The following is a 26,080-nucleotide window of genomic DNA, read 5'->3' on the forward strand; positions in this document are numbered from 1 at the left end:
ATTGTGTCCGCTGCTGCTACGGCTTTTGCTGGCATGATGCCGCGGTGCCTGGCGGATCCAGCCACCATAGACCTGATCCGTCACATCGACGGCCGAGTGCCCCAGGTCGCGACTCGGCCGGTAGATGTCTCCGCCCGCGAGGAGCCAGCGGATCGCATAGGTGTGGCGCAGGTCATGGCAACGGAACCGCGCGGCCGCGCCGCCTTCAGTTCGCCGTGTTCAGCAGCCGCCTGAAATCCGCATCCAGCGCCGCAAGCGCCCCATCCACACGCTCCTGCCTCTCGCGGATCCACCTCTCCTGCGCCACCAGCGCCGCCTGTGCCGCGGCGATCATCCGCGTCATCTCCGCCGGCTGCGGCCCACCCGCCGTCGCGCGGTCGCGGATGATCGCGACCGGGTCGAGCGCCGCGCGGAACGCCGCCTCGCTCAGCGGCAGCACGCCGTTCTCCACATTCATCTCGTGGCGCAGCGTCTCCGCGTAGATCCGTTGCGCTTCGGCATAGGGAAAGTCACTCGGCCGGATGTCATGCGTGCGCGCGTGGCTCACGATCTCGGAGGCGAAGTGGTGGCCGACGCGGAAGGGCAGCCGATGCGCGCGCATCAACACATCCGCCAGCTCCTGCGACGCCGTCCAGTCGAGGTTCAGTTCCTCCAGCGCACGCTCTGGGCTGATGACGAGCGCGTTGAGCACGCGGTCGAAGGATTCCAGCATGCGCGTGGTCGCGACGATGACGCCGACATTGTCGCCGATGCCCTTCGCGTCGCTCATCCCCGGGGGGATGTTGTGCGCCTGAATCAGGCGCCCGAAGCCGAGCGCGATGACGCGCGACGCATCGGCGCGTGTGTTGATCAGCAGGCCCGGGTTCCGCTTCTGCGGCATGGCGCTCGAGACATAGGTGTTGCCGTCGCCCGCCCGCAGCAGGATCCAGGGGCGCGGCTGCGCGTATTGCTGCATCACGTCCTCGATGAAGGCGCCGACATGCACGGCGATGCCGCTCATCACCGCACCGATTTCGACCGGCATTTCGGCGGCCAGGATCTGCGCGGCGTCGTAGGCATTGTCCACCGTGCCGGGGAAGCCGAGATAGCGCGCCATCCTCTCGCGATTCAGCGGCCAACTCGTGCCGTTAAGCACGGTGGTCCCCATGGGCGAGAGGTCGAGCCGCGCCATGGCCTGGCGCATCCGCTCCGCATCGCGTTCCAGGCCTGCGACATGCCCGAGCAGGTAATGCCCGTAGCTGTTGGGCTGTGCCGCGACGCCGTTGGTGTAGTTGGGCACGATGGTGCCGCTGTGCTGCTCGGCCAGACGCACGAGCGTGGCGGTGACGCGACGCAGCTGCGCAGCCAGGCGAAGCAGCTCGTCGCGCAGCATCGCGGAGCGGACGGTCGCCAGCATGTCCTGGCTGGACCGACCGGCATGCAGCAGCGTCGCCTCGACGCCGGCGGCTTCGATCAGCAGCGGCTCGAAGGTGATCACCAGGGTCGGGCGCTGGGCGCCGGGACGGGCCGCTGCATCCAGGACTGCCTGGAGGCCGGCGGCGATGCGCGGGGCCAGCGCGCGGTCGAGCAGCCCTTCATCGGTGTTGATGACGGCGCTCGCCTTGTTGATCTCGCCAAGCCAGAAGAAGGCGTCGCGGCGCGCCGTCGTCTGGCAGAGGCCGGGGAGGGCGAATCCGGACATGATCAACACTCCCAGGCCGAGCCGAATGAGATTCACGGCTTCCTCCCCGATTGGACGCCGGCGCGACCGCCCGCGGTCGGGCCAATGAGTGGCCATCCAAGGCCGTCGTGTCGCTCAATTCAAGCCAGGCCCGAGGGGAACATGGTCGCGACAGGCGCGCGATCCGGACGAAGTTCCGGCGGCCGCTACGCCGCCGGCCTGCCGATGCTCTCCGGCGTGCGGATCTCGCGCAGGAGGCCCACCAGGGGCGCGACGGTCGATTCCCATAGCAACGGTGCCAGCGCGGCATCATCGGGGCCGTTGGCACGGAATGGCGCGTCCAGCGCCTCCATCACGGCGGTACCGAAGGCCGCCGCATCCTCGGCCACCGTCAGGCCGGCGGCGCCGCGGAACGCATCGAAGCCGCGCATGGCGGGGCCGCTCGCGATCACGGGCCGGCCCGACAGCAGCGCCTCGGCCGTCTTCACGTTCGATCCCCCGCCATAGAGGATCGGCACCAGCACGACCTGTGCATTGGCCAGCAGGCAATCGAGCGTCAGCGTGGCCACCCGTCCCAGCGCGATGACCCGGTTCTCCACGAGACGCGACAGGCCGCGGGCCTCCATGGCCTGCAGGATGCCGATGCCGGCATCGCCCGCCACGACGACACGGTGGTGCGGGGCCAGCCGCGGCAGCATCGGCACCACGAGGTCCAGGAAACCGGAGATGTTCGGGGGATGCATGCTGCCGACGACCAGGGCGAAGGCATGGTCCGGCGCCAACCCGTCGGGCAGCACGTCGATCAGGTGGTCGCGTGGTTGCCGCACCCCGCCATTCGGCGCCACGACGACCCGCCGCGCGCCCCATTCCGCGAAGACGGCGGCATCGGCCGCCGTGCAGGCCGCGACGCCGGCCGCCGCGGCCACCAGTCCATGTTCCAGCGCGCCGATCCCTGCGAGCAGGCTGTCGCGTAGTGCCGGGGGTGGGGCCACGCCCTTCTCGTCCAGGATCTGCTGCTTCAGCGTCAGTTCGACATTCTGGCTGCTGTAGATGACCGGCAGGGCGCCGGACCGCACCGCCTCATGCCGCGCCAGCAGCGGCCAGGTCCAGGGATGCTCGAGCAGGATGAGGTCCGGGTCCGCTTCCGTGACACGTTCATCGAACTCCGCAAGCAACTCGGGCGATTCCAGCGCCGCGACGGCGCAGAGATAGTCCGAGACGAGCCAGCCGCAGGCGCCATAGGCGCGGAAGGCATCGCTGCTCCAGAAGGGCAGGCGCCCGACATTGATCAGCGGCTCGCGCCGGTCGTCGCGGTGCTCCGGGCTGCGATGGGCGAAGGCGAGGCGGCGCAGTTCGAAGCCCGATTGCTCGATCACGCGGCCGATGTGATGGCTGCGCAGCATGCCGCCGTGGCGCGGCACCAGCGTCGTGTGGGTACTCAGTTGAAGGACGCGCATCTCAGGCCGCCGCGGCCTGTGTGAGGAGACCGCGCAGCGCGGCCTCGACCGCCGCCGGGCCGGGCAGGGTCGGTGGCGGGGACGCCGGCCGGACTGCCTTGGCGGCGGCAGCGAGGATGGCGGCCTGCCACTCCTCAGGGGCGTCGGGGGCCACCAGCGTGGCGAGGCCAAGGCTCTCGGGCGGGATGGTGCCCCGCCGCGCGGCGAGGACAGGCCGCCCGAGCCACAGCGCCTCGACCACCGCGGCGGGCCAGGCTTCCCCGGCGCCGGGGAAGATCAGCAGGTCGCAGGTCGCGTGCAACTGTTGCAGCAGCGGTCCGGCAGCCTCCCGCAGCCAGAAGACGCGCGTATCGAAGAGTGCTGACGATTCGATGGTCTTCACCGCATCACCAGCATGCTCGCCCGGCGCGCCGAGGATGATGAGGTTCAGGGCGAAGTCCTGTTGCGCTGCCAACTCCTCCCACAACGTGACTAGTTCCGCATGCCCGCTGTCGCGCGCCACGCTTCCGGTGACGAGTGCGAAGTGCGTGCGAGGCAGGGCGGTTGGCCAGTCGGAGGGGGCCTCCCTATGTTGCGCCGATGCTTGGACCAGCCGGATCGATGGGGTCGGCCAGCCGAGGCCTGCGGCCGCCGCCCGCAGCGTATCCGCCGCCGTGGAGGAGGATGCGAGAATCAGATCGGAGCCCTGCAGCAATTCGGCCTGCAGCGTGGTGGCGACCAACGCGGCCGCGTCGTTGCGCAAGGAGGGCAGGTCCTGCGCCAGCGCCACGACACGCAGCCCGTGGCCGGCGCGCATGCCGGAGATGGCACGCATGGTCGTCCAGGGCGACGCCGTCCCGCCCGTCCACAGCACGTCGCCCGGCCGCGGATGGACCTCCAGGCGCGGCCCGGCCCGCAGCGGCGGCGGGGGCCGGCGCGGCGGTGGAGGGGCCGGCGGCGACGATGGCGATGGCACCGGCAGCGGCGAAGCGAGCGGCGGGGCGGCAGGCTGTGGCGGGGTGCCGTAGGCGAGGATGCGCACGACCTGGCGCGTGTGAATCAGGGTGGCCCGGGCATCTTCACGGATCGAAGCCGGTAGGCTGGCAATGGCCCCGCGAGCCACTCGCCGCAGAACACCCGTAACGCGCAGGCGGATCCCCGCCGGGGGCGGAGGTGAGGCGGGCGCTTCCACGGCCGGCAACGTCGGCGGCGCGACCGCCGGTGGGGGCCGGTGCAACACGGTTTCGCCTTCCGGGGGGGCGGCCGTCAGCAACGACTCGCGGGCGGCATCGGCATCAATCGCCAGCAGGCGGCCGTCACGGACCAGGACCGGCACCGCCATGAGGTCGGGCTGCGACAGCAGGCGATGCGCGATCTCCGCCAGCGGGAGGTCGAGGCCAAGGTGCAGATCACCCTCCACCCGCGCCGTTGGTGTGATGTCCACAAGCAATCGCGGCGGCACCGGAACCTTCCGGATGGTCATTCCTCAGGCTCCCGATATTGCCGACCGCCGCTACATAGGGGTGGTAAGGTGCCTCGGGCAACCTCGACCTACTTGACGTCGGCCGAGGCGGACGCGTCTATGCCTAGGCGCGCTGGTCACTGCCGATGCCGGCTCGCGCAGAGCGAGGGGCCAGCATGACACGCAGCATCACCGAGCGCATCGCGGGCCGCATGCGCCGGATCGCCGAGCGGGCGACGCAGGGGCAGGGCGGCGACGCCGCCGCCGAGGCAACTACCGATGACAATGCCGCGAGCGCGGCACTGGACTGGGCGCGGACGCAGCCTGGCTGGTGGCACGATTCGGGCAATCTCGGCGCACCGGTGCTGGAACGCATCCTGCACCACGCCGAACGCGTCGGGACGCGCAGCAGCGCGGAGACCGGCTGCGGCTTCTCCACCATCCTGTTGTCCAATGTCGCGGACCGGCACACCTGCTTCACAGTCGCCATGGGCAATTCGCTGGAGCGCGTGCAGGATGCGCAGCACTTCAACCGCGACCGGGTGAACTTTGTCATCGGCCCGTCGCAGCTGACCCTGCCGCGCCACTCCTTCCAGGATCCGCTGGACTTCGTGCTGATCGACGGGACGCACGGCTTCCCCTTCGCTCATCTCGACTACTATTTCCTGCATCCGCAGATCCGCCGCGGCGGCATGCTGCTGATCGACGACATCCACATCCCGACCTGCGGCCAGCTCTATGAGGTGCTGAAGGAGGACAAGATGTGGCGGCATGTCGAGGACGTGCTGTTCACCGCCTTCTTCGAGCGCACAGACGCGCCGCTGTTCGACCCGCATGGCGACAACTGGTTCATGCAGGGCTTCAACAAGAAGCATTTCGCCTACAAGGAATCGCTGGTTTCCGCCCTCGGCGAGAAGTGGTGGGAGAAGTAATCGCGGCGACATGGCAGCCATGACCCGGCCGGGGTCTGGCCTTGATGGCGCGCCGGTATCATGATCGGCGCTTCGTCCAGGATGAGCAGCCCATGACCGCCGAAGGTTCCGCGCAGTCGCGCGCCCCCGTAGCCGCCGAGGGATTGTCGCAGAAGCGCGCCGCCCCGCCGGTGCCGCCGAGCCTGCAGAAATTTCTCTCGCTGACCGATTTCGAGGTCGCGGCGAAGCGCTATTTGCCGAAAATGCTGCATGGCTACCTCGCCGGGGGGGTCGAGACGGACTGGTCGCTCGAGGACAACCGTCGTGCCTTCGCCGAATGGGGCATGATCCCGCGCTGCCTGGTCGATGCGCGGGCGCGCCACACCCGCGCGACGTTGTTCGGCAAGGAATACGCCGCGCCCTTCGGCATTCCGCCGATGGGGTCCTCTGCGCTGATGGCCTATCGCGGCGACCTCGTGCTGGCGCAGGCGGCGCGGGTGAAGAACATCCCGATGATCATGTCGGCCTCCTCGCTGATCAAGCTGGAGGAGATCGCTAAGGCCAACCCGGATGCATGGTACCAGGCCTATCTGCCCGGCGAGCCCAGCCGCATCGAGCCGCTGGTCGATCGCGTCATCTCGGCGGGCTTCAAGACCTTCGTGCTGACGGTGGATGTGCAGGTCTCCTCCAACCGGGAGAACAACATCCGCAACGGCTACACGATCCCGCTGAAGCCGACCTTCAAGCTGTTCTGGCAGGGGGCGACGCATCCCGGCTGGGCCTTCGGCACCTGGTTCCGGACGCTGAAGAACCACGGGATGCCGTATTTCGAGAACATGGACGCCGGGCGCGGCCCGCCCATCCTTTCGCGTGAGCTGGAACGTGCCTTTGGCGCGCGGGATGGGCTGTCCTGGCCGCACCTGGAACTGATCCGCAAGCGCTTCCCAGGCAAGGTGCTGATCAAGGGCGTGCTGCATCCCGACGACATCGTCCGCGCGAAGGAGATGGGCGTGGACGGCTTCATGGTGTCGAACCACGGCGGCCGGCAGCTCGACGGCGCGGTGTCGGGGCTGCGCATGCTGGAAGCGGCGGTGCAGGTGGCTGGTGGACTTCCGGTGATCTATGACGGCGGCATCCGCCGCGGCACCGATGTGTTGAAGGCCTATGCGCTGGGCGCGGCTTTCGTTTTCGTCGGGCGGCCGATGCTCTCGGCTGCCGTCGTGCGCGGCCAGCCTGGCGTGGAGCGCGCGATCGACCTGCTGCAGGAGGAGATCCACCGCGACCTCGCGCTGATCGGCGCGAATTCGATGGAGGAACTCGGGCCGCAATTCCTGATGCGGGTCGGCACGCCAGGGTGATGCCACCCGCGGCCAGTCCGACTTTGGCCTGGCTGCGGGATGCGGGCTGGCTGACGGCGAAGCGCGCCGCGCTCTACGGTGGCCTGCTCGGCGTCGTGCCCGCGGCCTATCTCGTTGTGGCACTGCTACGCATGGCGGGCGAGGCCGGGCAGGAGGTCCGCGGGATCGACTTCGCTGGCTTCTATTCCGCCGCAGTGCTGGCGCTGGAGGGCAGCCCGGCCATGGCCTGGGATCGCGCCGTCCATGCCGCCGCGCATAGCGGATCTCTGGACGGCGGATACTTCATCTTCATCTATCCGCCGATTTTCCTGCTGTACTGCCTGCCCTTCGCGCTGCTGCCCTTCGCGGCCGCCTATTTCTCCTGGATCAGCCTGACCAGCGCGATCTGTATCGCTGCGCTCGCGGCATATCGCGCAGCGCCGTGGTGGGTTGTCGCGCTGCTCGTCATCCTCGCGCCGGGGGCCGTGCAGAACGTCGCCAACGGTCAGAACGCATTCCTGACCGCGGCGATCTTTGCGATAGCGGGGCTGGCCTTGGATCGGCGGCCCGGCGTGGCAGGCGCCGTCTTCGCGGCGCTCTGCTATAAGCCGCAATTCGGCCTGGTCGTGGCGCCGGCCCTCCTGGCGGCGCGACGCTGGCGGGTGCTTGCCATCGGTGTGCTGGCGGGCGTCCTGCTCGTTCTGGTCACGATCGCTGTGCTCGGGGTCGATGCATGGCGCGCCTTCATCGCCGGCACCCGGATGGCGGTGAGCGTTATCGAGGACGGCCTCGTCCCTTTCTGGCAGATGCAAAGCGTCTATGGCGTGCTGGGTGCGCTTGGCGTTCCGCGCGCGATCGCACAGCTGGCCCAGTTGGTCGTGACCTGCGCGGCGCTCGCTGCCGTTGCCCGGATCGCCTGGCACCGCCCCGGCGGCCGGGCCGAAGCCGCGGCCATGGCGGCCGGCGCGCCGCTGGTGACGCCCTATCTGCTGGCCTATGACGAGACCGCGCTGCTGGTACCGATGATGTGGCTGTGGTCCGAGGCACGGCGCAGGGGGTATCTGCCCTGGGAGAAGATCGGGCTGCTCGTCGCCTACCTGCTGCCTGCGCTGTCCATCCTTCTCGGCCTGACGGTAGGGGTCAGCGCAGGCCCCCTCGCGCCGCTGCTGCTCCTCGTTCTGGTGGCGCGACGGGTTCGCGTCAGCCGGCGAAATATCCCGCCGGCCGCTTCAGCCCCAGATTCTCCCGCAATGTCCGGCCTTCATAGTCCCGGCGGAACAGCCCCCGCCGCTGCAGTTCCGGCACCACCAGCCGCGTGAAGCGTTCGAGGCCCGTTGGCACCACCGGCGCCGCGATCATGAAGCCGTCGCAGCCCTTGCCGCGGTACCATTCCTCCATGACGTCGGCGACCTGGATCGGGTCGCCCTTGAACATGTTACCGGCCATCTGCGGCAGGATGCGCTTGTAGGTTTCGCGCAGCGTCAGCCCTTCCTCCTTTGCCACCTGCAGGATCGCCTTGCTGATCCCGGTGGGGCCGGCATGGTCGCCGAGGTCGGGCATCGGGCCATCGACCGGATACTGCTTCATGTTGTGCCCGACCATCTTGGAGAGATAGTCGACGCCGACCGCCGGCGGCACGAGGTCGTCGAGCTGGCGCGCGAGGTCCTCGGCCTCCTGCGCTGTCTCGCCCACGAAGATCGTGACGCCGCTCAGGATCTTCAGGTCCTCCGGCGCGCGGCCGTATTTGGCGAGGCGCCCCTTCAAATCCGCATAGAGCGCCTGCGCCGCCGGCAGCGTGCCCTCGATGGCGAAGACGCAGTCGGAATGCCGGGCGGCGAGATCCTTGCCCGTCTCCGACTGGCCGGCGGAGAAGCCGACGGGATGCCCCTGCGGCGGGCGCGGCGCGTTGAGCGGGCCGGCGACCTGGAAATGCTCCCCCTTGTGGTTCAGCGCGCGAACCTTGCCGGGGTCCAGGAAGCGGCCGGTCGCCTTGTCCTGCGGGAAGGCATCGTCGGCCCAGGAATCCCACAGCCCCTTTACGATGTCGGCGAATTCATTGGCGCGTTCATAGCGTGTCGGCCGCGCGACATGCTCGGAATGGGAGAAGTTCAGCGCGTCGCCCGCGTTGGAGGTGGTGACCAGGTTCCACCCCGCGCGCCCGCCGCTGATGTGGTCCAGCGAGGCGAAGCGCCGCGCGACATGGAAGGGCTCGTCATAGGTCGTGGTGGTCGTCGCCACGAGGCCGATATGCTTCGTGACCATCGCCAACGCCGAGAGCAGCGTCACCGGCTCGAACACGCCAGGCCGGTCGGACGGCGAGGTGGCGGCGAAGAGGTCCGGCTTGTCGAGGTTCCGCACGCCATTGCCGTCGGCGAGAAACAGCAGGTCCATCTTTCCGGCCTCGGCGATCTGCGCGAGGCGCACCGCATTGGCGATGTTCGCCGCCGGCCGGTCCCAGGCATCGGGATGGCGCCATTCCCCGACATGGCTGCCCTGGGCATTGGCATTGGCGGCGAGGATCATCGACATGGGTAGGGTTCCGGCATCGGGTCGCGCAAAGGCTGCTTGCATTGCGGAACTCTGTCCAGCATTTTGAATTCAATTTTGTCATGACCCACGCACCATACCTCCGCCTGCCGAAACCGCGCCCCGGCGCGCAGGATGCGCATGCGTCGCTGCCGACCTTCGTCGCCGAGCGGCTGCGCGAGGCGATCCTGTCCGGCACCATCCCGTCCGAGGCGCTGCTGCGACAGGAGGACATCGCGACCCGCCTCGGCGTGTCCCGACCGCCGGTGCGCGAGGCGCTGAAGCAGTTGGAAGCCGAAGGACTGGCGCAATCGCGCCCGCGTCGCGGCTATGTCGTCGCGGCACTCGACCCCGCCGACATTGGCGAGATCTTCGAGATCCGCGCCCTGTTCGAGGAACGCATCGGTCAGGCCGCGGCGCGGCACCGCTCCGAGGCCGATCTCGAAGCGCTGGAGACCGAGATCGCGGCCATGGAAATGCTGCCCGCCGGCACGGCGGAAGGCGGCCGCGGCTTCGGGGAGCATAATCGCCGCTTCCACGACCGCATCCGCGCCGCGAGCGGGCGGCGCGTCATGGGCGAGTTGCTCGGCGTGCTGGGCAACCGCGTGGAACGCTACATCCGCCTCGGCGGGCAGATCGCCAACAGCCGCGACCAGGTGAACCGCGAGCATCGCGACATTCTCGCCGCGTTGCGGGAAGGGGATGGCGACCGGCTTGGCCTGCTGCTGCGGCTGCATGTGCATGACGCCGGCGCGCGCCTGCTGCGGTCCCTGCGCGACCGGTGAGGTTGTAAATTGAATTCAAATCGGCTGGTATCCTGCCGAGAGCGCCGAGTGTCACGACCTTGCCGGCAATGACCGGCCCCCGACCTTCCTGCCGGAGCCTCGACATGACCCGCACCACCCGCCGCCAGGCCCTGGGCCTCACCGCCGCCATCGGCCTCGCCGGCCCCGCCGCCGCGCAGGGCAGTTTCCCCACACGCCCGATCCGCGTCATCGTGCCCTTCGCGCCGGGCGGCACCACCGACCTGATGACGCGGCTGGTGGCGGATAATCTCGGCGCGCCGCTTGGGCAGCAGGTGGTGGTGGAAAACCGCGCCGGCGCCTTCGGCGTGATCGGGGCGGATGCCGTCGCGAAGGCGGCGCCGGATGGCTACACGCTGCTGGCCGGCAGTCCGGGGCCGATGGCGGTGAACGGGCATGTCTATCGCAACCTGCCCTATGACCCCGCGCGCGACCTTTGCGGCGTCTGCATGGTGGCGAATATCCCCTATGTCATGACGGTCCCGGCCTCGCTCGGCATCACCTCGGTGCGGCAGTTCATCGACCGCGCCCGCGCCCAGCCGGGCAGCCTGAATTTCGCGACCTCCGGCATGGCCTCCCGCCTGACGGTCGAGATGTTCCGCGCCATGGCCGGCGGGCTGGAACTGGAGATGGTGCAGTATCGCGGCGGCGCCCCGGCGCGTACCGACCTGATCGCCGGGCGCATCCAACTGGTGATCGAACAGGCGCCGGCCTTCCTCGAGGATTTCCTCTCCGGGCGACTGGTGCCGCTCGCCGTCGGCACCAGGCGCCGCTTTCCGCTGCTGCCGGATGTGCCGACGATGGAGGAGGCCGGGCTGCCTGGCTACGAGGCCAATGCCTGGATGGGCTATGGCGCGCCCGCCGGCACGCCGATCGAGATCCGCCGCCGCCTCGCGACCGAGATCGACCGCATCGTGAAGTCCCCTGCCATCCAGGAACGGCTGCTGTCCTGGGGCTCGGAACCGCTCGGCGGCACGCCGGAGGATATGGACCGCATGCTCGCCGAGGACCGCGAGCGCTGGGGCCGCGTCGTGCAGATGGCCGGAATCGAGAAGGAGTAGCGCCGGCATTCACAGTTTCGTGCGCCGGCGAACCTGATCGGACACCACAAGCGTTGTCCTCCTCGGTGAACCCTGAACCGATGAGGTCGCAATGTGGCGCAGGGCGGCGAAATGGACCTTTGGCGGTATCGCGTTCCTCGCGCTGATCATCGGCACGGCTGCCGGTGTCGCCTGGTTCGCCGCGCGCCCGATGGCGGAGACGCGGCTGTCCATCGCGCTCGGCCGGACGGTCTCCATCGGGTCAGTTTCGGTCACGCCGTCCTTCGGGCTGACGCGCATCACCTTGGGGGACGTGCGCGTCGCCAATCCTGAAGGCTGGCCGGCCGATCCGCCCTTTGCCCGCGCGGCGCGTGTCGTCGTCGATGTCGATGTCGCGGAGACGCGGCGCAACCGCGTGCTCGTGCTGCCTTCGGTCACCGTGGAATCCCCGGTCATCACCGCGCTGTCGCGCGGCGAAGGCGACAACAACTATGCGCTGGCGCTGCCGGCACCGGCCGGCGATCCGGCCGGGCAGGGGCCGCCGCAGCCCTCCAGGCTGCGCGTCGGCGCGGTGCGCGTGCAGGGCGGTCAGGCATTTGTCGGCATCAACCACCTCCGTGCGGAATTCGAGGTCGGCTTCGAGACACGCGACGATGCCTCCGGCGCGCCGATGATCGTCGCCGAGGCGCGCGGCACCTATGCCGCGCAGCCGCTGACGGCGTCACTGACCGGCGGCGCCCTGCTCGCCCTGGGTGCCACCACCGTGCCCTGGCCGATCGACCTGACGCTGGCCAATGGTCCGACCCGCGGCCGGCTGACCGGCACGCTGAATGACGCACTCGCCCTTGCCGGCGCGGACCTGACGCTGGAACTCGCCGGACCAGACATGGCGCTGCTGACGCCGTTGACCGGCGTGCCGATTCCGCAGACGCCGCGCTACCAGGTGCGGGGCAAGCTCAGCTACGCCGATGCCCGGGTTCGCTTCACCGAGATGGCCGGGCGGGTCGGCAACAGCGACCTGGGCGGTACCATCACCATCGACCCGCGCGGCACGCGGCCCGACGTGACCGCGGCGCTGCAGTCGCGCCGCGTCGATCTCGCCGACCTCACCGGCTTCATCGGCGGGCGGCCGGGGCGTGGCACGCCGACGCGGCAAGCGCAGCAGGGTTCGCGCGTGCTGCCGGATGCGCCGGTCAACATCCCGAAGCTGGAAGCGGCGAATGTGCACCTGACCTATCGCGCGCGGCAGGTGGTGGGCGGTTCCGCGCCGGTGGACAATCTCCGGGCGGAACTCGAACTGATCGACGGCACCATCACGTTGCATCCAATTGCCTTCGGTGTCGGGCGTGGTGAGGTCGCGGCCAACCTGGTGCTCACCCCGGTCGCTGGCGACGCCCTGCACATGCAGGGCCAGATCGATTTCCGTCGCGTCGATATCTCACGCATCATGCGCTTCGTCGGATCGGAAGGTGGCGGCGCGCTGACCGGGCGGGCCCGCATCGACGCCACAGGGCGTTCAACGGCGGAACTGCTCGCGCGTGGCGACGGATCGCTGATCCTTGCCACCACAGGCGGCAATCTCTCGGCCGTGCTGGTGGACCTGTCGGGGCTGCGGCTCGGTAACGCGATCTTCTCGGCGCTGGGCCTGCCCTCGCGCACCCGCATCGAATGCTTCGTCGCCGATTTCGCCCTGCAGCGCGGGGTGCTGCGGCCGCGCGTGCTGCTGCTGGAAACGACGGATGCGCTGCTGAGCGGCGCGGGGTCGGTCCGGCTCGATCAGGAAAGGCTTGACATGCGCGTGCGCAGCCAGGCGAAGCGGCTGACGATCGCGGCCCTGCCGACCGACCTGCTGGTGACCGGCACGCTGCGCGATCCGGTCGTGCAGCCGGAGATCATCGAACTCGGCATTCGTGGCGGCATCGCCGCGGCGCTCGGCTTCGTCTCGACGCCGCTCGCCATCCTGCCAACTATCGAGCTGGGCATCGGGGACGACACGCGCTGCAACGACACCCTGCGGCGCGCCCAGGGTGGGCGGCGCGCCGAGTAGCAGCCACGCCCGGTTTCGCAGCGCGCCTAGTGATGTCTAAAATATACGACTTTCCAACAATTAAAAATTTACTTATAGATCGAGTGGGCTCGAAGCCGGGCGCCTGATCGCGAGCAATGCGCATAAGCGCAGAGAATCGGGCTGTTCATGCGCTGAATGAGTCTCGGATAATTGCTGCGGGGAACCAATAATCAATGAGCACTGATATTTACGCCGACCACATAGGAACCTCAGGGTGGATCGGTGAAGGTTCGATCATATACAGCAATATAGACTATTACGATGATATTGATTTCTTTCGGACATACCTCAGTGCCGGGAAAACATATCAATTCTCGATGCGTGGGTGGGACTCGAACGGCGGAACGCTTCTCGATCCGCTATTCGCCATAACGGATTCAGCAGGATACCTCGTTACGTATGACGATGAATCTGGTTGGGGCCATGACGCACTCCTGAATTATACGCCGTATACCTCAGGGACATACTACATCGCGGCTGGATCCTACTGGTACGACGATGCCGGCAGCTACACCCTGTCGATGAGCGAGGCCACGCCGGATTCGTACTTTACCTGGTATTTCGTCGCAAATTCTGGAGATAGCTGGGGCGGCCACTTCTACGACGACAGCCAGGACTACGCCGCCGGCCAGAGTTGGACCACTGCCTACGGCCGCTACGTGATCTCGAGTGAATACCAATACTACTACGATCTCACCAGCAGCACCGGCCTCACCGAAGGCTCCACCTACACGACCTGGTACACTGATGCGGCCTCGGGCCAGACACTTTCGACCTACAGCGCCGGCGCCTATGCCACGAGCCGAACTGGCCCCGGTGGCGAGTACGACTATGCGTGGACCGGTTCCGCCTGGGATGATTTCGGCGCCAACGGGTACCATCAAGCCGATGGCGACCTTCCGGATTCCGTCTTTGGCTGGCGTTTCGTCGCCAACAGCGGGGACGTCTATGGCGGCCACTTCTTCGACGATAGCCGCGACTACGCCGCAGGGAATGCCTGGACCACGACGTCGGGCCGCTATGAGATCGTCTCCGAATCCCAGTACGGCTACGACCTCGGCTCGGGCGCGCATATCAACGAGGGCCAGACCTACACCACCTGGTACTTCGACGCCGCGACCGGGCGCACGCTCTCGACCTATAGCGGCGGCAGCTATGCCACCAGCCAGACCGGCCTGGGCACCGAGTACGATCATGCCTGGACCGGCTCAGGCTGGGATGATTTTGGCTATGCCGGCTACCATCAGGCCGATGCCGACCAGCCGGATTCTTACTTCACCTGGTACTTCGTAGCGAATTCCGGCGACGTCTATGGCGGGCATTTCTACGACGATAGCCGCGACTATGCGGCCGGCCAGAACTGGACGACCGCCCGGGGCCAGTACGTCATCTCCAGCGAGTACGAATACGGCACCGACCTCACCGGTCCTTATGGCATCGCGGAAGGCGCCACCTACACCACCTGGTACGACGACGACGCCACCGGCCAAGTGCTCGCGACCTACAGCGCGGGACGCTATGCCACCAGCACATCCGGCCTTGGCACCGAATACGATCACGCCTGGACCGGCTCAGGCTGGGACGATTTCGGATACGGCGGATATCACCAGGTCGGCTGATCACTGCGGCGGCGCGACCGCCGCCGGTCCGGAGCAATGACCGATCAGGTGGGACCACCTGATCGGATTGCGTGCTCCTGGGATCGGGCTTCAGATTGGATGAAGCCGCATGGCGGCACGACCCTGGCGGGCCCGGGTAGCCTCTACTCCGCCGCTCTCAGCGCCGTCGCGTTGTCCGCCCCGAGCCGCGGCGCGCCGCCCTGCATGCGCGGCCGCTGCCCATCGAAGGACAGCGGCATCGCGACCAGGGAGAAATCCTCACCCGGCACCGGCTGCACCATGTCCATCGCCTGCACCTGCGGTTCCGCCAGCACCTCCGGGATCGAGTTCACCGGCGCGCAGGGCACGCCGATCCGCTGGAGCCGGTCGAGCCATTCCGCCCGCTTCACCCCGCGCATCAGCGCCGCGATGATCGGCAGCAGCGTGCCCTGGTTCACCAGCCGTGCGCGGTTGGTCGCGTAGAGCGGATCGGTGATCCATTCCGCATGCCCGAGTTCCTGCGCGAAGCGCGCGAACAGCCGGTCATTGCCGCAGCACACCAGGATCGGGCCGTCCGCCGCGTCGAAGGACTGGTAGGGCACCATGTTCGGATGCCCCGAGGCATGCCGTTCCCCCACCTTGCCCGTGTTGACGTAGCCGCTGATCTTCTGGCCGGCCCAGAGCAATGCCGTTTCCAGCAGTGAGGTATTCACCACGCCGCCGCGCCCGGTGCGGTGGCGCCGTTCCAGCATGGCCAGCGCGCCCAGCACCGTCCAAAGCCCGGTGCCCTGGTCGACGACCGAGGCTCCCATGCGCACCGGCGGCCCATCCGGTTCCCCGGTGATCGAGGACAGCCCGCCAAAGGCCTGCAGCAGCGGTTCATAGCCCGGCCGCAGGCTTTCGGGGCCGCGATGCCCAAAGGCGGACATGGCGCAGTAGATCAGTCGCGGATGTCGCGCCGTCACCTCTTCCGGCCCGATGCCGAGCGTCTCCGCCACGCCGGGGCGGAGATTGTGCACCATGATGTCGGCATCTTCGAGCAGCCCATGCAGCGCCGCGACGCCCTCGGGGGACTTCAAATCCAACGTGACCGACCGCTTGCCGCGGTTGAACTCGTGGAAGTTCAACGCGTCGCCGTGGCGGAAGGCGGGGCCCATCTGGCGGGCATCGTCGCCGCCATCGGGCTTCTCGACCTTGATCACCTCGGCGCCGAGATCGGCGAAGATCGCCCCCGCGAAGGGACCCGCCAGCACCTGGCCGAGTTCGACCACCCGCAGCCCGGCAAGCACACCTTCGCTCATTGCAGTTCGATCCCCGCGGCGGTGACGATGCGCTTCCACTTGTCGATCTCGGCGGCCTGGAAGGTCGCGAGGGCGTCAGGCGATCCCGGCCGCAGCACCGTGCCGGTGGCGGTCAGCCGTTCCGCGATGGCGGGCCGGGCCATGACCTCGTTCATCAGCTGGTTCATGCGCGTGACGATCGGCGCCGGCGTGCCGGCCGGCCCGTACACGGCCGTCCAGGACAGCATCTCATAGCCCGGGAAGCCCTGCTCCTCGACGGTCGGCACGTCGGGAAGGATCGGGGTGCGCTGGCGGCTGGTGACGCCGATGGCACGCACGCGGCCCTCCCGTGCCTGCGGGGCGGAGGTCGTGGCATCGACGAACATCACCTGCGCGACGCCACCCATGACGTCGGTGATGCCGAGCGGGTTCGAACGGTAGGTGACGTTCACCATGTCCACCCCGGCCATCGACTTGAACATCTCCCCCGCGACGCGGGAGGAAGCGGAGCCGGACGCGAAGTTCAACCGGCCCGGATTGGCGCGCGCATAGGCGACCAGATCCTGCATGGAGCGGATCGGCAGGTCGTTGTTCACCACCACCAGCAGCACGCCGAGACCGACCAGCGCGACGGGCGAGAAATCCGCGATGGGATCATAGGGCAGCCGGCGGAACAGCGCGGGGTTCGACCCATGCGTGGTGTTGGCGGTGAACAGGAACGTGTAGCCATCGGGCCTGGCGCGAGCGACCGCCTCCGATGCGATGAAGCCATTCGCGCCGCCGCGATTGTCCACCACGATGGGCTGGCCGAGCTCGGCCTGCATCGCCTCGGCGAAGATGCGTGCATTCGTGTCGGTGCCGCTGCCGGCGGGGAAGGCGACGATGAAGCGGATCGGCCGCGACGGCCAGGGCCCGTCGGCCGCCTGCGCCAGGGCGAGGCCGGGCAGGGCAGGGGTGGCGGCGAGCGCGGCCAGCGCGGCACGCCGACCGATCGGTCGGGACATGGGGAACTCCTTCCGGACAGGCACCCTCTTTCAGGGGGCTTGGTGCGGCCGCATACTGCGCGGCGAAGCAGCAACGTCCATGCGGTGGCGCGCGACGTCAATCGGCGCTGCCCGCATGGCAGGGGAAACGCCATGTCCGACCTGCCGAAGCGCGTTCATTTTCATGAAGAAGGTCCGCGCGAGGGATTCCAGATCGAACGCGGCAGCTTCCCGCTCGATCAACGGGCGACGCTGGTCGATGCGCTGTCGGAGACGGGGCTGGAGGAGATCCAGGTCTCCTCCTTCGTCTCGCCCAAGGCGGTGCCGCAGATGGCCGATGCCGAGGCGCTGTTCGCGGCCATCAAACGCAAGCCCGGCCTGCGCTACGACGCCGTCTGGCTGAATGAGCGCGGCTACGACCGCGCCCGCGCGTGCCCCGGCGTGCACATCACCGGGCGGATCGCACTCTACGCCTCCGACGCCTTCGCCATGCGCAACAACAACTGCACTGCGGCGGAGATGCGCGGGCGGGTGAATGACTGGCTCGATCGCTACGCCGCCGACGGCGTGGCGATGGAACGCGCCCTGGTCATGGCCGCCTTCGGCTGCAATTTCGAAGGCGAGGTCGCGCCCGAACGCGCCGTCGGCGAACTGGTCTGGGCCTGGAAGACATGCAAGGCGCGCGGCATGGCCACACCCAGGCTGTACCTCGCGGACACCATGGGCTGGGCCAATCCGCAGGCGATCCGCCGCGCCATCGGCCTGCTGCGCAACGCGGCGCCGGAGGCCGAGGTCGGGCTGCACCTGCACGACACACGCGGCCTCGGCCCGGCCAATGTGCTGGCGGCGCTGGAGATGGGCGTGTCCCATTTCGACAGTTCCGTGGCCGGCCTCGGCGGCTGCCCCTTCGCCGGGCATGGCGACGCGAAGGGGGCGGGCAACATCTGCACGGAGGACATGGTCTTCCTGTGCCACGAGATGGGCATCGAGACCGGCGTGGACCTGGAGGCGCTGATCGAGGCGGCGCGCCTGGCCGAACGGGTCATCGGCCGGCCGTTGTCGGGCCGGCTGATGCATGCGGGGTCGCTGAAGGCCTACCGGCAGCGCCGGGCAGCCGCCTGACTACTTCAGCGAGGCGAGGTAGGCCATCAGGTCGTTGACCTGCGTCTCGTTGCGGATGCCGGGGAAGGACATGCTGCCGGTCGGCACCACCGCCTTCGGGTTGGTGACATAGGCGCGCAGCCGGTCCTCGTTCCACACCAGGCCGCCGGTGGCGAGTTCGCGCAGGTTCGACGAGTACCGGAAGCCCGCGATCGATCCGGCATTGCGCCCGACGATGCCGAACAGGTTGGGCCCGACGCCGTTGCGTCCGCCTTGGTCCGAGGTGTGGCAGGCGCGGCACTGGTTGAAGACGCGCTGGCCGGCCGCCGCATCGCCTGACTGGGCCATCGCCAGTCCCGGGATTGCGGTGGTCGCGGCCAGGAGTGCCGCAAGCATCATCCGTCGCATCCGATGTTCCTTTCCAGCGGTTCGTCCGGGCACCTATCATTGGCGCATCGTCCGCCGCCGGCATACTGCGCTCTGACGATCTGACAAGATGGTCATGGTGGCGAGGGTGTCCATCGGCCTTGAGCATGGGGCCAAAGAGGATTATGGCCGCCCCGGCGTGGGTTTCGGGACGTGGCGGCAGTTCATGTTTACCGCGCCGCAGCATGATCTGCGTCAAGGCACCGGGCGGAAAGGTATTGCATCTGGCAGGGCGTGGCCCCGTCTCGGATGCTGTCCCGGCATGGCGGGCAATGGTCCCGCGGAGATCAGTGATGGACTACGAGGCCCATTTCCGGAGCGCGCTCGAAACCCTTCGCCGCGAGGGCCGCTATCGCGTCTTCGCCGATATCGAGCGCCAGGCCGGACAGTATCCGCGCGCCATCCGCCACGATGCCGGAACGGCGCGCGAGGTGACGGTCTGGTGCTCCAACGATTATCTCGGCATGGGCCAGCACCCGAAGGTGCTGGCGGCGATGCATGCGGCGCTCGACCGGTATGGGGCGGGGGCGGGGGGCACGCGCAACATCTCTGGCACCAACCACGAGCATGTGCTGCTGGAACAGGCCCTGGCCGGGTTGCACGGGACCGAGGCCGCGCTGCTGTTCAATTCCGGCTACATGTCGAACTGGGCGTCGCTGTCCACGCTGGCCTCGCACCTTCCGGGCTGCGTGATCGTCTCGGATGAGATGAACCATGCCTCGATGATTGAGGGCATGCGCCATTCCCGCGCCGACCGCCGGCTGTTCCGCCACAACGACGTGGCCGATTTGCGCCGCGTGCTGGCCGCGCTCGATCCCGCCGCGCCGAAGCTGGTGGCCTTCGAGAGCGTCTATTCCATGGATGGCGACATCGCGCCGATCCACGACATCTGCGACGTGGCCGAGCAATTCGGCGCCATGACCTATTGCGACGAGGTGCATGGCGTCGGGCTGTATGGCGCGACCGGCGGCGGCGTGACGGAACGCGACGGTGCCGCGCATCGCCTGACGGTGATCGAGGGCACGCTCGCCAAGGCCTTCGGGGTGATCGGCGGCTACATCGCAGGGTCCGCCGCGATGGTGGATTTCGTGCGGTCGTTCGCTTCGGGCTTCATCTTCTCGACCGCGCTGCCGCCGGCCATCGCCGCCGGGGCGCGCGCGGCGATCGAGCATCTGCGCGGGAGCGATGCGGAACGTGCGCGGCTGCACGAGCGCGTGGCGACGCTGCGGCGGCGGCTGGATGCGGCCGGCGTGCCGCATCTGCCGAACCCGGGCCATATCGTGCCGGTGATGGTGCACGATCCGGTGGTCTGCCGGACGATCAGCGACGTCCTGCTCGATGAGCACGGCATCTATGTCCAGCCGATCAACTACCCGACCGTGCCGCGCGGCACGGAGCGGCTGCGCATCACGCCATCCCCGGTGCACAGCGATGCCGACATGGACCGGCTGGTGGCAGCGCTTGAGGATGTCTGGGCGCGCTTCAGTCTCAGGCGTGCCGCCTGAGGCCGGCTTTTCTTGGCCTCAGGCGCCGGCGCCGGCGTCCGCCGCTCGGCTCGCGCGCCGAGCACTGTTGCATTGGCGGCCGCGGGCGGGTTGGGCGCGGTCGCGCTTTGCGCTCCCGGCCCGATGCAACGCATCGGGCCGAAGGGGCTGGTCAGGCGGCGAGGGGCGGGCGGCCGCGGATGAAATCGGCGCCGCGCTCGGCGATCATCATCGTCGTGGCGTAGGTGTTCGACGAGGTCATGGACGGCATGACCGATGCGTCGATCACCCGCAGCGCCTCCAGCCCATGCACCTGCAGCCGGTCATTCACGACGGACGAGGTGTCGGTCTCCGGCCCCATGCGGCAGGTGCCGATCAGGTGGTAGGTGGTGGAGCCATTCCTGTAGGCGAAGTCCAGCAACTCATCGTCGCGCTCGATGTTCACGCCGGGCAGCACTTCCTGTTCCAGCAGCTTCTGCATCTGGGGCGTGTTCAGCAGGCGGCGGATCAGGCGGATGCCGCCGAGATGGACGCGGCGATCCATCTCGTTGCTCAGGTAGTTCGGCTGGATCTCGGGATCGTCGAAGACGTCGGCGGTCTTCGCACGGACCCAGCCGGTGCTTTCCGGGCGGTGCTGCCAGGCGCCGGCGGTGCAGCCCGGGTAATCGTCCAGCACATAGACCTTGCCCTCGGCATAGGAGCCGGGGGTGAAGACGCCCTGGAGGTCCGGCTCGTCCAGCCCCTCGAAGGACTTCCAGAAGATGTGCACATGCGACGGCGCGGTGGCGAGGATGGACGGCTTGCCCATCGCCCAGCGCGTCACCTGCTGCGCCAGTTTGAAGCCTTTGGCGAGCTGGTTCAGCGTCTCCACCCCATCGCGCGCGCGCATGACGACGCGGGATGCGTAGTGGTCGCGGAAATTCTCGCCGACCGGCAATTCGTGAAACACCGGCACGTTGATGCGCGCGAGCGTCGAGGCCGGCCCGATGCCTGAGACCTGCAGCAGCCGCGCCGTATTCACCGTGCCGGCCGACAGGATCACTTCCCGCCGCGCACGCACCTCGGTCACGGCACCGCCGCGTTGCGAGATGTAGCGGATGCCCACGGCGCGTTTGCCTTCGAAGATGATGCCGCAGGCGCGTGCATTGGTGCGGACTTCCAACTCCTTCCGTGCCATCGCCGGCTTGAGGAAGGCGCGTGCCGCCGAGACGCGCCAGCCCTTCTGGATGCCGCGCTGGAAATATCCCACGCCCGCCTGGTCGCCGCTGTTGTAGTCGGGGTTGCGCGGCAGGCCGGCGGCGACGCAGCCTTCCAGGAAGGCCTCCGACAGCGGGTGGATCCAGTCCATGTCGGTGACCGGCAGCCCGCCCTGCTTGCCGCGGCGATCGTCCCGGCCGAAGCCGATGCGCTTCTCGGTCCGCATGTAGTAGGGCAGGCAATCCTCATAGCCCCAGCCGCGATTGCCGCGCTGCGCCCAGGAATTCAGGTCCCCGGGCTGGCCGCGATTGTAGATCATGCCATTGACGGAGGATGACCCGCCCAGCGTCCGCCCCTGGGTGGTCGCGATTCCGCGCCCGCCCGTCCGCTCGGTCGGTTCGGTCTTGAACTGCCAGGTGACGGCCGGATCAACCAGCGTCTTGATGAAGCCTGCGGGAATGTGAATCCACGGATTGCGGTCCGGCGGGCCCGCTTCCAGCACGCAGACGGTCACACCCGGATCCTCGGTCAGTCGCGCGGCCAGGATCGATCCGGCGGCGCCGGCGCCGACGATGACATAGTCGAAGGTGTCGGGCGTGCTGGCCATGGCGGGGTGGCGGCTCCTGGTGTTTTCTACCCTCCGCAGCCTAGGCGCGCGCGCGCCCTGCCGCCAGACTGCGGCCATCAGGCCCAGGCCACCGGAGGAAACGCATGTCCAGAACCGCCCTTGTCGTCAGCGCCCATTCGGCCGATTTCGTCTGGCGTTGCGGCGGCGCCATCGCGCTGCATGCCGACAAGGGCTGGAAGGTCACGGTGATCTGCCTGTCCTATGGTGAGCGCGGCGAATCCGCGAAGCTGTGGCGCGTGCCGGGGATGACGCTGGATCGCGTGAAGGCATCGCGCGAGGTCGAGGCGAAGAAGGCCGCCGAGGTGCTCGGCGTGCACGACATCCAGTTCTGGGACCTAGGCGACTACCCGATCACGCTGACCAATGACTCGCTGTTCCGCCTGGTCGATGTCTATCGCGACATTCATCCCGACTTCGTGCTGACCCACAGCAAGGAGGACATCTACAACCGCGATCATCCGGCGGTGACGGACTTCGCGCAGCACGCCCGCATCACTGCGCAGGCGCATGGACACAATCCCGGGCAGAAGGTGCTGGGCGCGCCGCCGGTCTTCCTGTTCGAGCCGCACCAGCCCGAGCAATGCGGGTGGAAGCCGGACATGCTGCTGGACATCGGCAGTGTGTGGCCGAAGAAGCGCGCGGCGATCGAATGCATGGAGGGGCAGGAGCACCTCTGGGAATACTACACCCGCGTGGCCCAGCAGCGCGGCGCGCAGGCCGCTCGCAATTCCGACAAGAAGATCACTTGGGGCGAGGGCTTCCAATCCGTCTTCCCCCATGTCGTGGAGACGCTGGCATGACCTTCGCCGCACCGCCACGCCGCGCCGGCTGGATCGAACGGCCCGATGCGCGCATTCGCTACGAGGTCACGGGGCAGGGGCCGGCGATTGTCTTTGCCCATGGCCTCGGCGGCTGCCTGTTCTCCTGGTGGCAGCAGGTGGCGAATTTCGCGACGCGCTACACCTGCGTGGCCTTTTCCCATCGTGGCTTCTTTCCCTCGACGGCGCCGGGAGGCGGGCCCGATCCAGCGGAGTATGCGAGCGACGTCGCGGCGCTGGTCGATGAGCTGAAGCTCGGCGACATCCGCATGGTCTGCCAGTCCATGGGCGGCTGGTCCGGTGTGGAATACGCGCTGTTGCGCCCGGGCCGTGTGAAAGCGCTGGTGCTGGCGGCGACCACCGGCTCGCTCGACCCGCGGCAGATGCGCGAACCGGAACGCTCGCGCCTGCCGGTCTGGAGCAAGGAGAGTGCGGAGGCGCGCAGCGCGCTGCTGTCGCGCAACATCCTGCCCGCGGGCGGTGCGCGCATGGCGGAGGACCAGCCCGCGCTGCACCAGCTCTACACGCACATCAACGGCCTGTCGCAGGGCTTCGACCGGGAGGCGGTGCGCGCCAGGCTGCACGCCGCGCGCACGCGCCCGCCGGAATCCTTCGCCGCGGCGAACACGCCGGTGATGTTCGTGCCCTGCGAGGAGGATGTCGTCATCCCGCCCTTCGCGCCGCAGGCCATGGCGGCGGTGATCCCGGACGCACGCGTCTCCCCGCTACCGCAGGCCGGGCATTCGGGGCATTTCGAGCATGCGGCGGCCTTCAATGCGAAGGTCGAGGCCTTTTTCGCGGAGGTCGGCGCATGAGCCAGTGCGTTCTGACGGCCGCGATCGGCGAATACCCCCATACGGCCGCGTTGGCGGAAAGTGCCGCGGTGCGGCTCGATCGCGCGACGATTAAGCCGATCAACATGGCCTTCGCGCCCATGGTGCGGGAACTGCGCTTCGATGTCAGTGAAATGGCCATCGCCACCTTCCTGATGGCGAAGGAGGCCGGCATCCCCATCACGCTGCTGCCGGTGGTGATGGCTGAACGATACCAGGAAGGCGCGCTGGTCTGCCCGAAGGACAGCCCGATCCGGGGCCCCGCCGATCTCAAAGGCAAGCGCGTCGGCGTGCGCGCCTACAGCCAGACGACGGGGATGTGGCTCCGCGGCGTGCTGGCGGACAGCCATGACGTCCCGTCGGAGTCCATCGCCTGGACGACCTTCGAGGACGCCCATGTGCCGACCTTCCGCGACCCGCCCTTCGTGACCCGCGCAGCACCGGGCAGCGATATCGCCGCGATGCTGCGCGGCGGCGACCTGGACGCCGCGATCTTCGGCTTCGAGGTGCCGGAGGGCATGCGGACGGTCTTCCCCGACCCGGCCGCCGCCGGCCGCGACTTCCATGCGCGTTACGGCTTCAGGCCGGTAAATCACCTCGTGGTGGTGAAGTCGGAACTGGCGCGCGACGCGGCGGTGATGGACGGGCTGCGGCACATCTTCGCGGCATCGCTGTCGACGCCGGATGCGCTGGCCCCGGCGATCGCGCTGGCCGGTCGGTTCTGCGCGGCGCAGGGGCTGATCGCGAAACCCCTGACGCCGGCGCAGGTCTGGTCCTAGGCAGGCGCCTGCGGCCCGCGGACGAGGCGGCCGGGTAGTGCCCCGGTTGCCTCCCCCTCGCGATAGGTGACGGCACCCGACAGCACCGTCGCGACATAGCCTTCCGCCTTCTGCACCAGCCGCTTGCCACCGGCCGGCAGGTCGTAATGCATCTCCGGCGCGCGCATCCGCAGCCGGGCAAAGTCGATGACGTTGATGTCGGCCTTGTGCCCGGCGGCGATCGCGCCGCGATCCGCAAGGCCCATCGCCATCGCATTGTCGCGGCTGATGCGCTTTACCGCTTGCTCGACCGGCAGCTTCGGTCCGCGCTGCCGGTCGCGTGCCCAATGCACCAGCATATGCGTCATGCAGGACGCATCGCAGATGTAGCCGACATGCGCCCCACCATCGCCGAGACCCATCAGCGTGTGCGGATGCGTCATCATCTCGCGGATCGCGGTCAGGTCCCCATCGGCATAGTTCAGCAATGGCCGGTTCAGGATGGCGCGCCCGTCGCGTTCCAGCATCAGGTCGTAGCACAGCGCCTCGGCCGTCATGCCGCGCGCGGCCGCCATGGCGGCGACGGAACGCTCGGGCGGCGGCTCGTAATCGGGCGGGTCGCCGAGCGAGAAGATCTTGTCCCAGTTGTTCAGCCGCACCTTCAGCCCGGCATCGTCGGTCGGCTCGGCCAGGATGCGCGCGCGCCGCGCCGGGTCGCGCAGGGCGGCGACGCGCTCGGGCAGCGGAAGATGCGCGACCTCGCGATAGGACGGCCTTGTCAGGAAGGGATGCTGCGACAATTCGAAGCCGAACATCAGCCCGACCGGCCGGCCCATCACCTGGCCGAACATCGGCACGCCGGCGGTATTGGCTTCCTCGACGCGATCGAGCAGCCAGCGCCAGAAGCCCGGCTTCGATTCACGCTGCAGCAGGGAGAAGGTGAGGGGACGCCCTGCTACCGCGGCGACGCGGCGCAGCCGGGCGAACTCCTCCTCGGCTGGGTCGTCGAAGTCGGAGATCACCTGAAGCCAGCCGCTGCCATGCGCGCGCAGGGCACGCGCCAGGGCTTCGAGTTCGGCCTCCGGCGCGCCGAGGGTCGGGATGTGCCGCCCATCCAGCGTGCGGTGCGCCAGCGCGCGCGAAGTCGAAATGCCGACCGCACCCGCCGCCAGCCCTTCAGCGGCGAGCCGCGCCATCTCCAGGCATTCGGCCTCGGTTGCCTCGGCGTGGGCTTCGGCGCGCTCACCCATCACATGCACGCGCAGCGGCGCATGGGTGACCATCGCGGCGATGTCGGTGTCGTAGCGGCGGCTGCCTAGGAAGTTCATGTAGTCGGGGAAGGATTCCCAAGACCAGGGCAGACCCTCCGTCAGCACGACTTCGGGCAGGTCCTCCACGCCTTCCATCAGCTTCACCAGCATGTCGCGCCGTTCCGGCCGGCACGGCGCGAAGCCGACGCCGCAATTGCCGATCAGCGCGGTGGTGACGCCGTTGATCGACGACGAGATCAGTCGCTCCGACCACGACGCCTGCGCGTCGTAATGCGTGTGGATATCGACGAAGCCGGGCGTGACGAGCAGGCCCTTCGCGTCGATCTCCTCCGCGCCGCGATCGGCGACCTTGCCGACTGTGACGATGCGGCCGCCCTGCACGGCGACATCGGCCTCGAAGGGTGCGGCACCGGTGCCGTCCACCACCGTGCCGCCGTGGATCACCAGGTCATGCATGGCG

21 protein-coding genes are annotated in these 26,080 nt (G+C 68.5%); 12 read left to right on the top strand and 9 right to left on the bottom strand.

Going from position 1 to position 26,080, the window contains the following annotated elements:
- Positions 1–205: 205 nt before the first annotated feature.
- From AC2YHJ_RS07060 to AC2YHJ_RS07070, 3 genes are all read right to left on the bottom strand, one after another.
- Positions 206–1,681, bottom strand: coding sequence for a lyase family protein (locus tag AC2YHJ_RS07060; protein ID WP_487394937.1), 1,476 nt, complete (start codon positions 1,679–1,681; stop codon positions 206–208).
- A 185-nt stretch (positions 1,682–1,866) separates the two neighbouring features.
- Complete coding sequence (locus AC2YHJ_RS07065) at positions 1,867–3,117, bottom strand: glycosyltransferase family 4 protein (RefSeq protein ID WP_487394939.1); 1,251 nt, start codon at positions 3,115–3,117, stop codon at positions 1,867–1,869.
- Position 3,118: 1 nt separating this feature from the next.
- Positions 3,119–4,579, bottom strand: coding sequence for a glycosyltransferase (locus tag AC2YHJ_RS07070; RefSeq protein WP_487394940.1), 1,461 nt, complete (start codon positions 4,577–4,579; stop codon positions 3,119–3,121).
- Between the two features lie 155 nt (positions 4,580–4,734).
- Between AC2YHJ_RS07070 and AC2YHJ_RS07075 the strand changes: the two genes are divergently transcribed.
- The 3 genes from AC2YHJ_RS07075 (at position 4,735) to AC2YHJ_RS07085 (ending at position 8,125) form a co-directional block, all read left to right on the top strand.
- Entirely contained in the window at positions 4,735–5,490 is a 756-nt protein-coding gene (locus AC2YHJ_RS07075; protein WP_487394942.1) for a class I SAM-dependent methyltransferase, read from the top strand.
- A 92-nt stretch (positions 5,491–5,582) separates the two neighbouring features.
- On the top strand, positions 5,583–6,827 hold the full coding sequence (locus tag AC2YHJ_RS07080; RefSeq protein ID WP_487394943.1) for an alpha-hydroxy acid oxidase: 1,245 nt from the start codon (positions 5,583–5,585) through the stop codon (positions 6,825–6,827).
- Positions 6,827–8,125, top strand: a complete 1,299-nt coding sequence (locus AC2YHJ_RS07085; RefSeq protein ID WP_487394944.1) for a glycosyltransferase family 87 protein — start codon at positions 6,827–6,829, stop codon at positions 8,123–8,125. Before AC2YHJ_RS07080 ends, AC2YHJ_RS07085 begins: the two co-directional genes overlap by 1 nt.
- Here AC2YHJ_RS07085 and AC2YHJ_RS07090 read toward each other — a convergent pair.
- Positions 8,007–9,335 carry an LLM class flavin-dependent oxidoreductase gene (locus tag AC2YHJ_RS07090; RefSeq protein ID WP_487394945.1) on the bottom strand — a complete coding sequence of 443 codons (1,329 nt, stop codon included), beginning with the start codon at positions 9,333–9,335 and terminating at the stop codon, positions 8,007–8,009. The genes AC2YHJ_RS07085 and AC2YHJ_RS07090 overlap by 119 nt on opposite strands.
- Positions 9,336–9,415: 80 nt before the next feature.
- Between AC2YHJ_RS07090 and AC2YHJ_RS07095 the strand changes: the two genes are divergently transcribed.
- From AC2YHJ_RS07095 to AC2YHJ_RS07110, 4 genes are all read left to right on the top strand, one after another.
- Positions 9,416–10,117, top strand: coding sequence for a GntR family transcriptional regulator (locus tag AC2YHJ_RS07095; RefSeq protein ID WP_487394947.1), 702 nt, complete (start codon positions 9,416–9,418; stop codon positions 10,115–10,117).
- A 104-nt stretch (positions 10,118–10,221) separates the two neighbouring features.
- Positions 10,222–11,196: a Bug family tripartite tricarboxylate transporter substrate binding protein gene (locus AC2YHJ_RS07100; RefSeq protein ID WP_487394949.1), complete on the top strand. Its 975-nt coding sequence runs from the start codon at positions 10,222–10,224 to the stop codon at positions 11,194–11,196.
- 91 nt (positions 11,197–11,287) lie between these two features.
- On the top strand, positions 11,288–13,222 hold the full coding sequence (locus tag AC2YHJ_RS07105) for an AsmA family protein (RefSeq protein ID WP_487394951.1): 1,935 nt from the start codon (positions 11,288–11,290) through the stop codon (positions 13,220–13,222).
- 194 nt (positions 13,223–13,416) lie between these two features.
- Positions 13,417–14,862, top strand: coding sequence for an RHS repeat domain-containing protein (locus tag AC2YHJ_RS07110; RefSeq protein ID WP_487394953.1), 1,446 nt, complete (start codon positions 13,417–13,419; stop codon positions 14,860–14,862).
- 143 nt (positions 14,863–15,005) lie between these two features.
- Here the strand turns inward: AC2YHJ_RS07110 and AC2YHJ_RS07115 are convergent, their stop codons facing one another.
- Both AC2YHJ_RS07115 and AC2YHJ_RS07120 read right to left on the bottom strand, forming a co-directional pair.
- On the bottom strand, positions 15,006–16,142 hold the full coding sequence (locus AC2YHJ_RS07115; protein ID WP_487394954.1) for a CaiB/BaiF CoA transferase family protein: 1,137 nt from the start codon (positions 16,140–16,142) through the stop codon (positions 15,006–15,008).
- Positions 16,139–17,125, bottom strand: a complete 987-nt coding sequence (locus tag AC2YHJ_RS07120; RefSeq protein WP_487394956.1) for a Bug family tripartite tricarboxylate transporter substrate binding protein — start codon at positions 17,123–17,125, stop codon at positions 16,139–16,141. Before AC2YHJ_RS07120 ends, AC2YHJ_RS07115 begins: the two co-directional genes overlap by 4 nt.
- A gap of 132 nt (positions 17,126–17,257) precedes the next feature.
- On the opposite strand from AC2YHJ_RS07120, the gene AC2YHJ_RS07125 reads away from it, so the two are divergent.
- Positions 17,258–18,226: a hydroxymethylglutaryl-CoA lyase gene (locus tag AC2YHJ_RS07125; RefSeq protein ID WP_487394957.1), complete on the top strand. Its 969-nt coding sequence runs from the start codon at positions 17,258–17,260 to the stop codon at positions 18,224–18,226.
- Here AC2YHJ_RS07125 and AC2YHJ_RS07130 read toward each other — a convergent pair whose 3' ends face one another.
- The gene (locus AC2YHJ_RS07130; protein ID WP_487394958.1) at positions 18,227–18,613 is read right to left on the bottom strand and encodes a c-type cytochrome; all 387 of its coding nucleotides are present in this window, start codon (positions 18,611–18,613) and stop codon (positions 18,227–18,229) included.
- A gap of 311 nt (positions 18,614–18,924) precedes the next feature.
- Between AC2YHJ_RS07130 and hemA the strand changes: the two genes are divergently transcribed.
- Positions 18,925–20,136 carry a 5-aminolevulinate synthase gene (gene hemA / locus AC2YHJ_RS07135; protein WP_487394960.1) on the top strand — a complete coding sequence of 404 codons (1,212 nt, stop codon included), beginning with the start codon at positions 18,925–18,927 and terminating at the stop codon, positions 20,134–20,136.
- A 151-nt stretch (positions 20,137–20,287) separates the two neighbouring features.
- Here hemA and AC2YHJ_RS07140 read toward each other — a convergent pair whose 3' ends face one another.
- Positions 20,288–21,919 (bottom strand): GMC family oxidoreductase, encoded by a 1,632-nt coding sequence (locus AC2YHJ_RS07140; protein ID WP_487394961.1) that lies wholly within the window; start codon positions 21,917–21,919, stop codon positions 20,288–20,290.
- Between the two features lie 104 nt (positions 21,920–22,023).
- Between AC2YHJ_RS07140 and AC2YHJ_RS07145 the strand changes: the two genes are divergently transcribed.
- The 3 genes from AC2YHJ_RS07145 to AC2YHJ_RS07155 are packed head-to-tail and all read left to right on the top strand — an operon-like array spanning position 22,024 to position 24,370.
- Complete coding sequence (locus AC2YHJ_RS07145; RefSeq protein WP_487394962.1) at positions 22,024–22,740, top strand: PIG-L deacetylase family protein; 717 nt, start codon at positions 22,024–22,026, stop codon at positions 22,738–22,740.
- Positions 22,737–23,573, top strand: a complete 837-nt coding sequence (locus AC2YHJ_RS07150) for an alpha/beta fold hydrolase (protein WP_487394963.1) — start codon at positions 22,737–22,739, stop codon at positions 23,571–23,573. The genes AC2YHJ_RS07145 and AC2YHJ_RS07150 overlap by 4 nt, the downstream gene beginning before the upstream one ends.
- Complete coding sequence (locus AC2YHJ_RS07155) at positions 23,570–24,370, top strand: ABC transporter substrate-binding protein (protein ID WP_487394964.1); 801 nt, start codon at positions 23,570–23,572, stop codon at positions 24,368–24,370. Before AC2YHJ_RS07150 ends, AC2YHJ_RS07155 begins: the two co-directional genes overlap by 4 nt.
- Here the strand turns inward: AC2YHJ_RS07155 and AC2YHJ_RS07160 are convergent.
- Positions 24,367–26,076, bottom strand: coding sequence for an N-acyl-D-amino-acid deacylase family protein (locus AC2YHJ_RS07160; protein WP_487394966.1), 1,710 nt, complete (start codon positions 26,074–26,076; stop codon positions 24,367–24,369). The genes AC2YHJ_RS07155 and AC2YHJ_RS07160 overlap by 4 nt on opposite strands.
- Positions 26,077–26,080 lie beyond the last annotated feature (4 nt).

The sequence above is a fragment of the Roseomonas sp. SRI_022 genome, assembly GCF_057586215.1.